This is a genomic window from Pseudomonas sp. S30, from assembly GCF_016518545.1.
Taxonomy (GTDB): Bacteria; Pseudomonadota; Gammaproteobacteria; order Pseudomonadales; family Pseudomonadaceae; genus Aquipseudomonas.
The window spans coordinates 172,943-186,018 of record NZ_JACVTO010000001.1; the positions used below are offsets into that span (position 1 = coordinate 172,943).

10 protein-coding genes and 1 riboswitch are annotated in these 13,076 nt (G+C 64.1%); of the genes, 6 read left to right on the forward strand and 4 right to left on the reverse strand.

From position 1 onward, the window contains the following. The first annotated feature begins 41 nt into the window (after positions 1 to 41). Entirely contained in the window at positions 42 to 776 is a 735-nt protein-coding gene (locus tag IAE34_RS00805) for a FecR family protein (protein ID WP_200136961.1), read from the forward strand. Positions 777 to 836: 60 nt separating this feature from the next. Here the strand turns inward: IAE34_RS00805 and IAE34_RS00810 are convergent, their stop codons facing one another. Continuing rightward, positions 837 to 2,246, reverse strand: a complete 1,410-nt coding sequence (locus tag IAE34_RS00810; RefSeq protein WP_200136962.1) for an amino acid permease — start codon at positions 2,244 to 2,246, stop codon at positions 837 to 839. A gap of 332 nt (positions 2,247 to 2,578) precedes the next feature. On the opposite strand from IAE34_RS00810, the gene IAE34_RS00815 reads away from it, so the two are divergent. Further along, complete coding sequence (locus IAE34_RS00815; RefSeq protein WP_200136963.1) at positions 2,579 to 3,991, forward strand: aminotransferase-like domain-containing protein; 1,413 nt, start codon at positions 2,579 to 2,581, stop codon at positions 3,989 to 3,991. Positions 3,992 to 4,088: 97 nt separating this feature from the next. On the opposite strand, the gene IAE34_RS00820 is transcribed toward IAE34_RS00815, so the two are convergent. Beyond that, positions 4,089 to 5,564, reverse strand: a complete 1,476-nt coding sequence (locus tag IAE34_RS00820; RefSeq protein ID WP_200136964.1) for an ArnT family glycosyltransferase — start codon at positions 5,562 to 5,564, stop codon at positions 4,089 to 4,091. A gap of 330 nt (positions 5,565 to 5,894) precedes the next feature. Beyond that, a complete protein-coding gene (locus tag IAE34_RS00825; RefSeq protein ID WP_200136965.1) occupies positions 5,895 to 6,569 on the reverse strand; it encodes a histidine phosphatase family protein in 675 nt (224 codons plus the stop codon). A 333-nt stretch (positions 6,570 to 6,902) separates the two neighbouring features. On the opposite strand from IAE34_RS00825, the gene IAE34_RS00830 reads away from it, so the two are divergent. The 3 genes from IAE34_RS00830 to IAE34_RS00840 all read left to right on the forward strand — a co-directional run bounded on the left by IAE34_RS00830 (position 6,903) and on the right by IAE34_RS00840 (position 9,612). Beyond that, positions 6,903 to 7,583: a response regulator transcription factor gene (locus tag IAE34_RS00830; protein ID WP_200136966.1), complete on the forward strand. Its 681-nt coding sequence runs from the start codon at positions 6,903 to 6,905 to the stop codon at positions 7,581 to 7,583. Next, positions 7,561 to 8,949, forward strand: coding sequence for a sensor histidine kinase (locus IAE34_RS00835; RefSeq protein WP_200136967.1), 1,389 nt, complete (start codon positions 7,561 to 7,563; stop codon positions 8,947 to 8,949). Before IAE34_RS00830 ends, IAE34_RS00835 begins: the two co-directional genes overlap by 23 nt. 93 nt (positions 8,950 to 9,042) lie before the next feature. Next, positions 9,043 to 9,612, forward strand: a complete 570-nt coding sequence (locus IAE34_RS00840; RefSeq protein WP_200136968.1) for a GNAT family N-acetyltransferase — start codon at positions 9,043 to 9,045, stop codon at positions 9,610 to 9,612. Positions 9,613 to 9,702: 90 nt separating this feature from the next. Here the strand turns inward: IAE34_RS00840 and IAE34_RS00845 are convergent, their stop codons facing one another. Next, positions 9,703 to 10,449: an outer membrane beta-barrel protein gene (locus IAE34_RS00845; RefSeq protein ID WP_200136969.1), complete on the reverse strand. Its 747-nt coding sequence runs from the start codon at positions 10,447 to 10,449 to the stop codon at positions 9,703 to 9,705. Between the two features lie 156 nt (positions 10,450 to 10,605). Next, a riboswitch (cobalamin riboswitch) is annotated at positions 10,606 to 10,808 on the forward strand. A 110-nt stretch (positions 10,809 to 10,918) separates the two neighbouring features. Between IAE34_RS00845 and IAE34_RS00850 the strand changes: the two genes are divergently transcribed. Then, a complete protein-coding gene (locus tag IAE34_RS00850; protein ID WP_200136970.1) occupies positions 10,919 to 13,051 on the forward strand; it encodes a TonB-dependent receptor in 2,133 nt (710 codons plus the stop codon). The last annotated feature ends 25 nt before the right edge of the window (positions 13,052 to 13,076 follow it).

Sequence of the window (13,076 nt, forward strand, 5' to 3'; positions counted from 1 at the left end):
GACAGCCATGGTCATCCGCATATCCCACACTTGTGCCGACCATGAAACGTTTTCCGTACCCCCGCCTCGTCCTGCCAGCCGCCATCCTAGCCCTGATAGGCGCATCGGTGCTGCTCGCCATGCCCTGGATGGGTCAGGGTTTCGACGGCTCAGACCTCTCCACCGACAGCCAGAGCCGTCTGACTCACCAGCTCGATGATGGCAGCCTGCTCAGCCTGGACAACGGATCGGCGGTGAGCCTGACATTCGACCGCACACAGCGCCGGGTCGACCTGCTCAGAGGGCAGATCCTGCTGGAAGTGGCCAGGGGCGATACTCGTCCGCTGTTCGTGACTCTGCCGTACGCCACGCTGCGTCCGCTGGACGCCAAGTTGCTGGTGGAGAGATTGCACGACGCCAGCGAGGTGACGGTGCTCGAAGGGCGGGTGGAATACGACGGCGCAGGTGGCAAGCTCTCGTTGAATCGTCATCAGCGGCTGCGCTTCGACGCGGCTGGCCATCAGCCGCCGGTGCTGGTCGACAGCGGCGATACTCAGGCAGCGTGGTATCTGGAGCGTTTGTCCGGCGACGGTGAGCCGCTCGCTGAAGTCCTCGAGCGCCTGAATCGGCACCATCGTGGGCTATTGCTGTTCGATGCGAAGGATCTAGCTGAATTGCGTGTCAACGACGACCTGGCGCTGGATGACAGCGTCGACGCGCTGAACAGCCTGGAAGCGACCTTGCCGATTACGCTGAAGCACTACACCGCCTGGGTAACGGTGGTCAGACGCCGCTAGCGCGGCGCCCCGGCCGCGCTCGGCCCCTCCCCAGACCGAGTGCGCCGTATCGTTCGCCTGTCAGTGACGCTTGGCGCTGCGCACCTGGTGCACCACGCCCATGGCCACCACCACGGCCGCGGCGATACCGGTGGAAATCACCAGGATCTGGTAATCGGGCATGAACGCCATGGTCACCAGCGCCGCGACGATGAAGGCGATCACCAGGTAGGTGAGCCAAGGGAACAGCCACATCTTCAGGCGCACTTCGCGACCTTCGGCCACCAGCTTGCGACGCATGCGCAACTGCGAGCAGGCGATCACCAGATAGACCAGCAGCGCGATCATGCCCGTGGTGTTCATCAAGGTGTCCAGAACATCCTTGGGCCGCAGGGTATCGCTGAAGTTGATCAGGGCGCAGAAGATCGCCACCACGCACGATCCCATGATGGCGTACACCGGCACACCGGTACCGGCGCGGGTGATCTTGAAGAACGAGGGCGCATCGCCTCGTTGCGACAGCGAGAACAGCATGCGCGAGGCCGTGTAGTGGCCGGAAATCAGGCAGCTGCTCACCGAGGTCAGCACCACGAAGTTCATCAGCAGCTCAGCGTAGGGTACGCCCAGCAGCTCCAGGGTCCGACGGTAGGCGCCGTAGCCGGAGACGCCCAGGTGCGGGTCGTTCCACGGCACCAGGCAGACGATCAGGAAGATCGAGCCTACGTAGAACAGGCACACCCGCCACACCACCGAGTTGGTGGCCTTGACGATCTGGGTGGCCGGGTCCTTGGCCTCGGAAGCGGCGATGGTGACGATCTCGGCCCCCAGGAAAGCGAACATCACCCCGAGCAGGGCGCCGATCACCGTGGTGATGCCATTGGGCATGAAGCCTTCAGCGGTGAGGTGAGTGATGCCGCGCACCTCACCGAACTGCCAGATGTTCAGCACCGCAGCGGTACACACCACCAGGAAGCAGACGATCGCCACCACCTTGATCAAGGCGAACCAGAACTCGAACTCGCCATAGTGCTTGACGTTGAAGAAGTTCACGGTGATCAGCAGCAGGGTGGTCGCCAGCACGAACACGTTGACGCTGACATCTGGGAAGAAGCCATGGAGGATCTTGCCCGCGACATACGCTTCCCAGGCCATGAGAATGACCCAGTACCACCAGTACAGCCAGCCGATGGTGAAGCCGGCCCAGCGCCCGATGGCACGGTCGGCGTAGGTGGAGAACGAGCCGGTGTCCGGCGACGAGGTCGCCATCTCGCCAAGCATGCGCATGATCAGCACCACCAGGATGCCGCCGGCCAGATAGGCCAGTACCGCGGCGGGACCGGCGCTGTGGATCACGCTGCCGGAGCCGACGAACAAGGCGCCGCCGATCACCCCGGCGATCGACATCATCGTCAGGTGGCGCGACTTGAGCGAGGCACTGAGCTTGCTCTCGTGCCCGCCTTTCGCGGTGGTGGTTGTGGATGTTGCGTCCATCAGTTGTGTACCCCGTGTTTCTTTTTATCCAAGGAAAACTGTGAAACCCCGATGGTTATCGGCCTCACCTATACATCAGCGCTAATGCGGGCAGGAGGTGTGAAAGGACACACGCAGACCTTCCATGGCGGCCTGCTGACGCGCCCGGGCGTGACCGCCCGGGCGAACTGAACGTGCTACATCTGGCGATATCTGACACCTAATGTAAAAATGTACGGCACAGAGAGCCATGCACAGTGGCATGAAATCCGTACTGCACTGTACAGGCCGCCGATGCAATACACCTGCGACACCCGCGCAGGCGCCAGCCGCCCTGCCCCTGAAGGTCCCCCATGCTGCAACTACATCCCGACGCCCCTACCCCGCTGGTCAACCAGATCATCGACGGGCTGCGCGCCCTGATCGACGACCAGACCCTCAAGCCCGGCGCCAAGGTGCCGTCGATCCGTGCCTTCGCCTCGACCTACTCGGTGAGCACCTTCACGGTGGTCGAGGCCTACGATAGGTTGGTGGCCCTGGGGCTGCTGGTCAGCCGCGGCAACGCCGGCTTCTTCGTCAGCCGCACGGCCGGGGAACGCCTCGCCCCGCACACCCCGAGCACTGACGCAAGCCGACCATCGTTCAACTCCGAATGGTATCTGCAGCAGATCTTCGAAACCCGCCAACTGCCGTTCAAGCCCGGTTGTGGCTGGCTGCCCAACGACTGGATGTACGAAGAGGGGCTGCGTCGCGGCATGCGTCAGGTGGCCGGCAGCGCGCTGGAGCTGTCCGGCTACGGCGATCCCATGGGCCTGCCCGAGCTGCGCGCGCTGACGGCGCAGAACCTGCAGCAGGAATTGTCGATTGTGGTCAATCCGGGGCAATTGATGCTCACCCATGGCGCCAGCCAGGCACTGGATCTGGCCGTGCGCACGCTGGTGCGCCCTGGCGATGTGGTGCTGGTCGACGATCCGGGATACCCGAACCTGATGAGCATCCTGCGCTTTCAGGGAGCCACCCTGGTCGGGGTGCCACGCACCCCGACCGGGTACGACCTCGACCGGCTGCAGCATGTGCTCGTCGAGCATCGCCCGACGGTATTCTTCACCCAGCCGCACCTGCACAGCCCGACCTGCTCGCGCACACCGCTGGCCCAACTGCATCGATTGCTGCAACTGGCCTCGGAGCACGGCGTGCGCCTGGTCGAGAACAACCTGTATGCAGACATGATCGCCGACCCGCAGCCGTGCCTGGCCAGCCTCGATCACCTGCGGCAGGTGGTCTACGTCGGCAGCTACTCCAAGAGCATCTCACCCAATGTGCGAGTCGGTTACCTGATGGCCGAGCCCGCGCTGATGCAGCGGCTGCTGCAACTGAAGATGCGCTCCGGGCTGACGACCTCGCAAGTGATGGAACGGGTGGTGTACGCGGCAGTCATCGATGGACGTTGGCGCAAGCACCTCAAACGCCTGCGCCAGCGGCTGGCCGAGGCCCACCAGGTGGTGGGCGGACGGCTGCGCGGGCTGGGCTTCGAGCTGTTCGTGGAGTCGGATGAAGGCCTGTATATCTGGGCCAGGCATCCAGGTATCAGCGACAGCGCAGGGCTGCTGGACGAGGCGCTCGAAGCCGGCGTGATGCTGGGGCCTGGGCAGTTGTTCATGGTCGATGCAGGCGTCACGGGGTGGATGAGGTTCAACGTGGCTTTCAGCCTGGATGACAAGCTGTGGGACATTCTGGCGAAGATGGTGGAGGCTCGGTTGGCTTAGCCGACCGAGGATTCGAATGCCTGGGCCCCTGCCGCTGGGTGGCCGATGCCCACAGCCGCCCCTGCGCGTGGACGCTGCGGCAGAGGCAGGTACTGGGTCACTGCGTGAGCGCCGAAGCGGCGTCAGCGACGAAGTAGTAAGCGTGGTTTCCAACGGTGTATCTGGCGATGACCGCAAGCGGCGGCAAGGGTGCGGAGGCACGCTCCATGAGCGCGACATTCGTTGCAGCGCTTTTCAGAAAGGCCATCAACTGCGCGTCCGACGTCAGCGTTTCGAGCAGGCTCTGGCTGTAGAACACGCTGGCCCCGGCCAGCCGCTCACTGGGTTGGAACAACGCTACCTGGCGCCCTTGCCGTTCAAGGGCGTGTATCTGGTCGGTGAGCGGCAGGAACGACAGCTGCCGATCGGCTCGCGGCACCAGCCACAGGGCAGCCCCCAGATACCCGACCGTGATCAGCGCCGCCCCGGTCATGATCAACACCCTGCCCCGCCCCCCCCACGGCCGTACCTGGCCGCTGCGGGCATTGCGCTCGCGCCACCGCGCGCTCAGGACGAACGCATATTCGGCTGCGATCACCGCGGCGGCTGGGGTCAGCGACATCAGGTAGACCATGCGCTTGCTCGACGCCAAGGACAGCAAAGTGAACTGCGCGAGCAGCCAGAGGCTGAAGAACGCCAGGTGACGATGGGCCAACAGCGTCTTGCGAAAATGCCACAGGCCCAGATAGACCAGCAGGTTCCAGGGCAGGAACGCTTCAGGCAGCTTCGCCGCATAGTAGTAAAACGGCTCATGATGACCTGCTTCGACGAATGCACCACTGAAGCGGCCGACGCTGTTGCTCCACAGCACGTCTTCCAGCGCCCGGGCACCGCCCTGCCTGTAGAGCAGATACAGCCAGATCGACAGTGGGATCAGCCCCAGCAGGGTGAACAGTGCCGGGCGCAACCAGTGGGCGATGACCCAGCGTCGGCGCTGCACGCTTTCGACCGTCAGCCAGGCGAAGATCACCACACCCGGCATCGCCAGCCCCAACACCCCTTTGCTCAAGGTGGCGATCACGATTCCCAGGGTGAACAGTGACCACAGGCCCAGGTGGGCCTGGTGAGTGCGAGCACGATCGCTGGCGCAGAAGTAGGCGAGTAGCGCCATGGTCACGCCAAGGGTCAACAACGCGTCCTCCCCCACTTGCCGCGAGTTGGCCCAGAAGCTGGCGCAGGTCGCCAGGATGAAAGCAGCGCTCCAGGCTATCGCCACCGGGCGACCGCTGCGCCTGAGCAGGGCATACAGCAGCAGGACGCAGAACAGACCCGCGAACGCCGAGGCCAGGCGCACCGTCAAGGGTGACGCGCCCCACATCCTGATCGCCGCCGCGCCAAGCCAGACGCTCAAGGGCGGTTTTTCCAGAAAGGGCTCGCCATTCAACGTCGGCGTCACCCAGTTGTCGCTCAAGTGCATCGCCATCGCGATGCCCGCTACGCGAGGTTCGGTGGAATTGTGCAATTGGTGGTTGCCAAGGCCCACGAACAGCAGCAAGACAACGAGGCACAGCAGCAAGGATATTCGGTAAGTCATCACTGCGGACCTAGTGGCGAGGGACGAGCCCGTGGGTTCATGAGAGGGAGCGCAGGCGCCTGTGCCGAAGCACCTGGGAAGACAGCGCGGCAGACTGTCCGGCCACTGGCGAGGGGCTCGTTGGAATGTGCTTCAGAGAGGATGATGATGAGGACTTTTGCTCGGACTCTGAGTGGCGTTTTTCTGACTTCGATGTCTGAATGAACGCCACTGTCACGGATGGGCGCGCGTTCGCCGCCCGCATCACAATGGGCAGGGCAACGCCCAACGAGACACGCGAGCAGACAGCTGCGGATGGCATCCGCCATGACACTGCACGCGCGTGGCAGCTCAATCCAGAAGCGCTGGGAGCTTCGGCCAGTCCTCGGGATTGAGTAACCCGCGCAGCGTGGCTGTGCCATCGCCATCGATCGCGACGAACAGCGCGCTGGCGTACTCGCTCTTCGGCGCACGGGGATAGCCGTGCAGCGTCTCGATCTGGCTGATGCAGCCGCTGTGGGTCACCAGGACCAGGTTACGCTGGTCCTTCTTGTGAGTGATGGCTTGGTCGATCAGCGTCTGATCGCAATCGTGCAGCCAGTGTTGAGCGTTCGTCCCAGGGCCGAACATTGCCTGTGCGGTCTGCACCGTGCGGGTGGTGGGGCTGGCGAGCACGTCGGTACTGTCGAGGCCCAGGCGTGCGAACCACTGTCCTACAGCCTTCGAGACCGAACTGCCCACGACCGTGATGCCGTCACTGGGGCCCAGGCACGGGTTGCTGGAACTGTCGCAGCGTTCGCCATGGCGCACCAGCACGATCATCTCGCCCCTGGTCCAGAAGTCGAGCACTTGCGTGCTGATCATGTTGTCTGCCTCGGCGAGGTTCGCCGGCGAGCGCGGCCAATAGTTGTAGTAGACCCACAGGGTCAGAGCGATCGACGCCAGTCCCGCGAGTAGCCAGCGCAAAGGCCGGATGGCGGTGGTGGTTCGTTGGCTCAGGCTCGATTGATCGATGCAGTGCTTCATGCGCAGACTCCCTTGGGTGACCAACGCCACTGGCGTGGGTGCCAAGTGGCGGGACGGCCGGCAGGGTATGCGTGCAAATGTCGTCGATTGGTGAAAATCCCGCGATCAATACGGAGGAAAAAGTGTCAATTTGCGTCGTGGCTGTTCGCGCGCCAAGCGATCCGCATTTCAACCCTGATCCGCCGCCAGCCGTCGACGCACCGGGCGGCGAGCGTCTGCCGAGGACCCTGTTCCTACCCCTCGCGTCCATTTAGATGAATTTTTCTTAAATTCCTGCTTTTCTATTCTTTGGCACAATCGAGCCATTCACCCATTCGCCGATCAGGTATTAGCATGCCCCGCGTACTGACCATCGAAGACGACGCCGTCACCGCCCAGGAAATCGTCGCCGAGCTGTCCAGCCACGGCCTGGACGTCGACTGGGCGGACAACGGCCGCGAAGGCCTGGCCAAGGCCATCGCGGGCGGTTACGACCTGATCACCGTCGACCGCATGCTGCCGGAGGTCGACGGCCTGACCATCGTCACCACCCTGCGCAGCCTGAAAATCGCCACGCCCATCCTGATGATCAGCGCGTTATCGGACGTCGACGAACGCGTACGCGGCCTGCGCGCCGGGGGCGACGACTACCTCACCAAGCCGTTCGCCTCCGACGAAATGGCCGCCCGTGTCGAGGTGCTGCTGCGGCGCAACAGCGTGCCCATGACCCAGACCCGCCTGCAGGTCGCCGACCTGGAGCTGGACCTGATCAGCCACGAGGCGCGCCGCGGCGAAAGCAGCCTCAATCTGCTGCCCACCGAATACAAGCTGCTCGAGTACCTCATGCGTCATTCCGGCCAGGTCATCACCCGCATGATGATCTTCGAAGAAGTGTGGGGTTATCACTTCGATCCCGGCACCAACCTGATCGATGTGCACATCGGGCGCCTGCGCAAGAAGATCGATCCGCCCGGCCAGGCCCCTCTGATACGCACGGTGCGGGGCTCGGGCTATGCCATTGCCGAACCCGTCTAAGGGCTGGAGTTCTTCCACCAGCCGCCTGCTGGCGCTGTACAGTTTCCTGTTCGTGGCCTGGAGCAGCATCCTCATGGGCGTGCTGTATTTCGAGGTCACCAATTACCTGAACAAGCTCACCCGCCACTCCATGTTGCAGCGCCAGCACCTGTTCGCGCACATGTCCGGCAAGCAGCTGGACGATGCCCTGGTGGCCAGCCAGGCGTTCGAAGAACGCAGTTTCGACGCCTACGGCCTGTTCGACGCACAGCTCAATCCGCTGGGTGGACGCATCCGCTCGGTGCCCCGCGAACTGGGCCTGGACGGCAAGGTGCACGAGCTCAAGCGCTGCCTTGACGCCGACGACCCGCACCTGCCCCGAGACAGTTGCGATGCTGTGGGCATTCGCGTGGCCGATGGTCGCTGGCTGGTGCTGGTGCGCGACAATGGTTCGCTGTTCGTGGTCACGCGCATCATCCTGCATGCGCTGCTGTGGGGTATCTCCCTGACACTGATTCCCGGGTTCGCCGGCTGGTACCTGCTGCGCCGCCGGCCGCTCAAACGCATTCGCGCCGTACAGGCCAGTGCCGAGCTGATCGTGGCGGGCGACCTCACCCACCGCCTGCCGCTGTCGGCGCGACGCGACGAGCTGGACATGCTGGCGGCCATCGTCAATGCCATGCTCGACCGCATCGAGCGCTTGATGCACGAGGTCAAGGGGGTGTGCGACAACATCGCCCACGACCTGCGCACCCCACTGACCCGCTTGCGCGCCCAGTTGTACAGGATTCGCCAGCAGAGCAGCGACAGCGCCCAGGCCCTGGCCCTGGACCAGGCCATCGGCGAGACCGACACGCTCATGGCGCGCTTTCGCGGCCTGCTGCGCATCAGCGAGTTGGAGGACCGGCAACGGCGTGCCGGCTTCGTCGAGCTCGACCCGCACAACCTGCTGGTGGAACTGCACGATTTCTACCTGCCCCTGGCAGAGGACGGCGGCATACGCCTGTCCTTGCAGCAACCGGCGCAACTGCCGGCGCTGCATGGCGATCGGGAGCTGTTGTTCGAAGCCCTGGCCAACCTGGTCGGCAATGCCATCAAGTTCACGCCCGAAGGGGGTCAGGTGTCGATCCAGGCCATCGAAAGGGACGATGGCGTGCAGGTCGCCATCGAGGACAGTGGGCCGGGCATTCCCGAGCAGGAACGCACCGCGGTGCTCAAACGCTTCTACCGCAGCGACGAGGGCCACCGCCATCCGGGCTTCGGCCTGGGCCTGTCGATCGTCGCGGCGATCGTCGATCTGCACGGCTACCGTCTGGAAGTGGGCAGTGGCGCGCTGGGCGGCGCGCGGCTGGTGCTGCACTGTCCGCGAGCTGGCACGAGCGCCTGAAGCCTGCTGCGCTGCACAGGCACCTTGCTGGCGCACTTGCCACAGCTGGCGCAGCCCTCCAGACTGGTCTGCCCAGCACCAGCAGGCACTGCAATGATCGACATACGCCCCATGACCGACGAGGACTTCGAACGTTTCTGGCCCACCTTCCAGGCCGTCGTTCAGGCCCGCGAAACCTATGCCTACGACCCTGATCTGACCCAGCAACAGGCACGCCACCTGTGGCTGGAGCTGCCCCTGCATACCTGCGTCGCCGAGGCCGAGGGTGTGCTGCTTGGCGCCTATTACCTGAAGGCCAATGCCGCCGGACCCGGTGCGCACGTGGGCAACTGTGGCTACATGGTCACCGAGCAGGCGCGTGGGCGTGGCGTGGCCCGCGCAATGTGCGAGCACTCGCAGAAACTGGCGCGCCAGGCAGGGTTTCTCGCCCTGCAGTTCAACTCGGTGGTGGCGAGCAACGAGGTGGCGGTGGCGCTGTGGCAAAAGCTTGGATTCGAGATCGTCGGGCGGCTGCCCAAGGCCTATCGACATGCCCGGCTGGGCCTTGTGGATTGCCTGGTGATGTACAAGTGGCTGGCCGACGAGCCAGTCACACAGGCCCCTGCACTGCTGATCGGGCGCAAGAACATCGAGGCCAAGGTGTCACGGCGCCGTGGGCGGTAACGGGCGCCAAGGCCAATAGAGGCCGCGGGCCAAGAGGCATCCTTCACGCGCGCAGGGCGCGTGGCCCCGTCCGCAGACGGGGCACGAGAATCAGAACGCCAGGCCGACCTTCACGCCAAACTCGTCACGCTTGAGCTTGTTGTTGTCGGCGACCGGCGAATCCTCGTCGATCTTGTACTCGGTACGGGTGTAGTACACGCCCGCCTGGATCGGCATGCCGCCCTGCTGGTTCATCAGCAGCGAAACTTCTGCATACGGATTGGTGCGGTCCTTCAGGTCGACACGGTCGCTGCCGAAATCGTCGACCTTCAGACGCGCGCGGCCGTCGATGGTGCGGCGAGCGCCCACTTCGACGCGCAGGGTCGAGGCATCGAACTGGTGGTTGTAACCCAGGGCAGCCTTGGCGAAGGGCGATTTGTAGGTCAGCTTGGTGTCCAGGTCGTTGATCTGCGGCTCGAAACGCGTCCAGGTGTAGCCACCACCGACGATCACGTCGACGAAGTTGCGCGCATCCAGCGCGGCACGCCAGCCGAGGTCGAGGTCGGCCTGGGCTTCCTTGAGCTTGTCGTCGCTCTTCTTGCCGTACTTGGCCTCGGCACCGATCTGGTAGATGAAGCCGGATTCGGCGGTCATCTTGTTACCGAAGTTGGCGAACACCCCGCCTTGGCCCATATGGCTCTTGTCGGATTCGTCACCGCCTTCGAACTTGAATTTGTTGTAGGAGCCGAGCAGACCGAAGGTGAAGAGCGGATCGGTGCTGGGAGCGGCCATCGCTGCCAGTGGTGCGCCGACCAGGGCCAGGGCGCAGGCGTGACGCAGCAGTTTTGCAGTAACCATTCGCGTAAGTCTCCATGACTGAGTAAAAAGGGCGAACGTCGGCTTCGAGATAAGGGAATGTGAAAAGTTCGAAAAAAATCGAAGAAAAAACCATTAATTCGTTGTCCAGCTCGCCCTGGCCATCCAGATGATTGACTCCATTGGGGTTAGGTGGTCATATGCGCGCCAGTTTCAGGTGCCCTGCGCCGCCGCGCGCAGGGTGAAACGGGAAGCCGGTGAGTCTTTCGGGACCAGTCCGGCGCTGCCCCCGCAACGGTAGGCGAGCGACCCCTTCGAAAGGCCACTGTGCGCAGGCATGGGAAGGCGAAGGGGTCATGATCCTCGCGAGCCCGGAGACCGGCCTGACACTTCGATTGGCAAACCCGCGGTGGGCGGGCGCAGGCCGGAGGCTCGCGCGCGCCTGCGTGCAGGCACCTCGTCTTTGCGTTGTTTCCACCGGGATCCATTTCTTCCTGCACAGTGGAACGACATGTCCCGATACCTCTTCACCCTCCACACGTTCGCGGCCTGCATGGCCTTATCGCTGCCGAGCCAGGCCGAGCCCAGGCCCGGAGCGACACTCGGCTTGCCGTCGACGGCCATCACCGACACCACCGATGCCCAGCACGTCGATTTGGCGACCCCTACCCAGGCCGGCTCGCGCCTGAACCTCAGTGCGCTGGACACCCCTGCCAGCACCTCCAGCCTGGACACCGTGCAGATCCAGCAGCGCGCCAACCGCACCGTGCAGGACGCGGTGACCCGGTCGCCGGGCATCACCTCGATCGGTACGCCGGGCAATGGCAACACCGCCCTCTCCGCCCGCGGGTTCAGCGGCCACAGCTCAGTGATGACCCTGTTCGATGGGGCCCGCCTGTACACCGGCGCCGGCACCCAGAGCTTCCCTGTGGATCCCTGGATGGTCGAGCGCATCGACGTGATCCGCGGCCCCGCCTCGGTGCTGTACGGCGAAGGGGCGACCGGCGCGGTGATCAACGTGATCCCGAAGAAGCCCCTGGTCGGTGAGGTCCGCAACCAGTTGCGCCTGGGCTACGGCTCCTGGGATCGTCGGCAACTGGGCCTGGACAGCGGCGGCAGCCTGGGCGAGCGCCTGAGCTACCGCCTGACTCTCGACCAGCAACAGGGCAATGGCTGGGTCGATCGCACCGATTCGCGGAGCCTGGCGCTCAGCGCGGCGCTGCGTTGGGACGCCAGTGACGATCTGAGCTTCACCCTCGCCCATGACCGGGGCGACGATCAGCCGGCCAATTACTTCGGCACCCCGTTGATCGACGGCAGACTCCATCACAGCCTGCGGGACAAGAACTACAACATCGGCAATGACGTGCAGCGCTATCACGACGAGTGGACGCGGCTGACCACCGACTGGGCCATCAGCGACACCCTCAGCGCCAGCAATCAGCTGTACTACATCAAGAGTCGCCGCCATTGGCGCAATGCCGAGGACTACCGCTGGGACCCGACGCAGGAGCAGCTGTCCCGGGAGAGTTTTCTGGAGATCCGTCACAATCAGGAGCAAGTTGGCGATCGCCAGAGCTTGAGCATCGACCACAGCCTGTTCGGTCTGGCCAGCAAGACCGTGGTGGGCGCGGAGTACAACCGTATCCGCTTCAATGTCGACAGCAACTCGCCCTACCAGGATCTGACACCCAACACCTTCATCGACCCCTGGGACCCTCGCCCTGGCCGCTTCCAGAGCGCCACGGCGACGCGTCCGCAAACGCTGTCCACCACCCAGACCGTGGCCTTGTTCGCCGAGAACCGTACCCAACTGAGCGATCGGCTGTCGCTGGTGACCGGTGTTCGCCGCGACCAGAATCGTATCGAGCGCGCCGACCTCATCAACGACAGTCATGCCGATCGCAGCCTGCGAGGCGGCAACTGGCGCGCCGGCCTGGTGTTCGCGGTGACCGACGACCTGTCGGTCTATGGACAGTACTCCACCAGCGAGGATGGGGTGGGAGATCTGATCACGCTTCGCCCCACCCAGCTGGACTACGACCTGACCGAAGCCAGGCAGACCGAACTGGGCTTCAAGCAGCGCTTCTGGGAGGGACGCGGTGAATGGACCCTGGCGGCCTATCATATCGTCAAGAAAAAGCTGCTGGTGGACGACCCCCTGACCCACGACAAGCAACAGGCGGGTCAGCAGCGCTCCGACGGGTTGGAGGCCAGCCTGGAACTGGACCTGGGTCGGCAATGGCAGTTGTCGGCCAATGCATCGCTGCTGCGGGCGCGGTACGACGATTTCGATGAAAGCGTCGGCGGTGTGGTTCAGGACCGCGCAGGGAACCGCCCAGCCAACGTACCGCGGCGCACCGCCAACCTGTGGTTGAGCAAAGGCCTGGGCAAGACCGTCGATGCCGGCATCGGCTTGCGCTATGTCGACCAGCGTTACGCAGACAACGCCAACCTCTATAGCGTGCCGGGCTATACCGTGGTCGATGCCAACCTGGGGTGGCAACTGCTGCCCGATGTACGTCTGGGCCTGCAGTTGAACAACCTGTTCAACCGTGACTATGTCGTGGCTGCACACAGCGGCGAGCAGTGGCTGCTGGGTGCGCCCCGGTCCTACTTCGCGACCGTGGACTACAGCTTCTGAAACACGCGTCGCCTCGCCTGGCCGA

Coding starts and splice junctions, on each gene's coding strand:
- IAE34_RS00820 (WP_200136964.1), bottom strand. CDS start 5,564: ATGACTTACCGAATATCCTTGCTGCTGTGCCTCGTTGTCTTGCTGCTG.
- IAE34_RS00845 (WP_200136969.1), bottom strand. CDS start 10,449: ATGGTTACTGCAAAACTGCTGCGTCACGCCTGCGCCCTGGCCCTGGTC.
- IAE34_RS00850 (WP_200136970.1), top strand. CDS start 10,919: ATGTCCCGATACCTCTTCACCCTCCACACGTTCGCGGCCTGCATGGCC.
- IAE34_RS00815 (WP_200136963.1), top strand. CDS start 2,579: ATGCTGCAACTACATCCCGACGCCCCTACCCCGCTGGTCAACCAGATC.
- IAE34_RS00805 (WP_200136961.1), top strand. CDS start 42: ATGAAACGTTTTCCGTACCCCCGCCTCGTCCTGCCAGCCGCCATCCTA.
- IAE34_RS00825 (WP_200136965.1), bottom strand. CDS start 6,569: ATGAAGCACTGCATCGATCAATCGAGCCTGAGCCAACGAACCACCACC.
- IAE34_RS00840 (WP_200136968.1), top strand. CDS start 9,043: ATGATCGACATACGCCCCATGACCGACGAGGACTTCGAACGTTTCTGG.
- IAE34_RS00810 (WP_200136962.1), bottom strand. CDS start 2,246: ATGGACGCAACATCCACAACCACCACCGCGAAAGGCGGGCACGAGAGC.
- IAE34_RS00835 (WP_200136967.1), top strand. CDS start 7,561: ATGCCATTGCCGAACCCGTCTAAGGGCTGGAGTTCTTCCACCAGCCGC.
- IAE34_RS00830 (WP_200136966.1), top strand. CDS start 6,903: ATGCCCCGCGTACTGACCATCGAAGACGACGCCGTCACCGCCCAGGAA.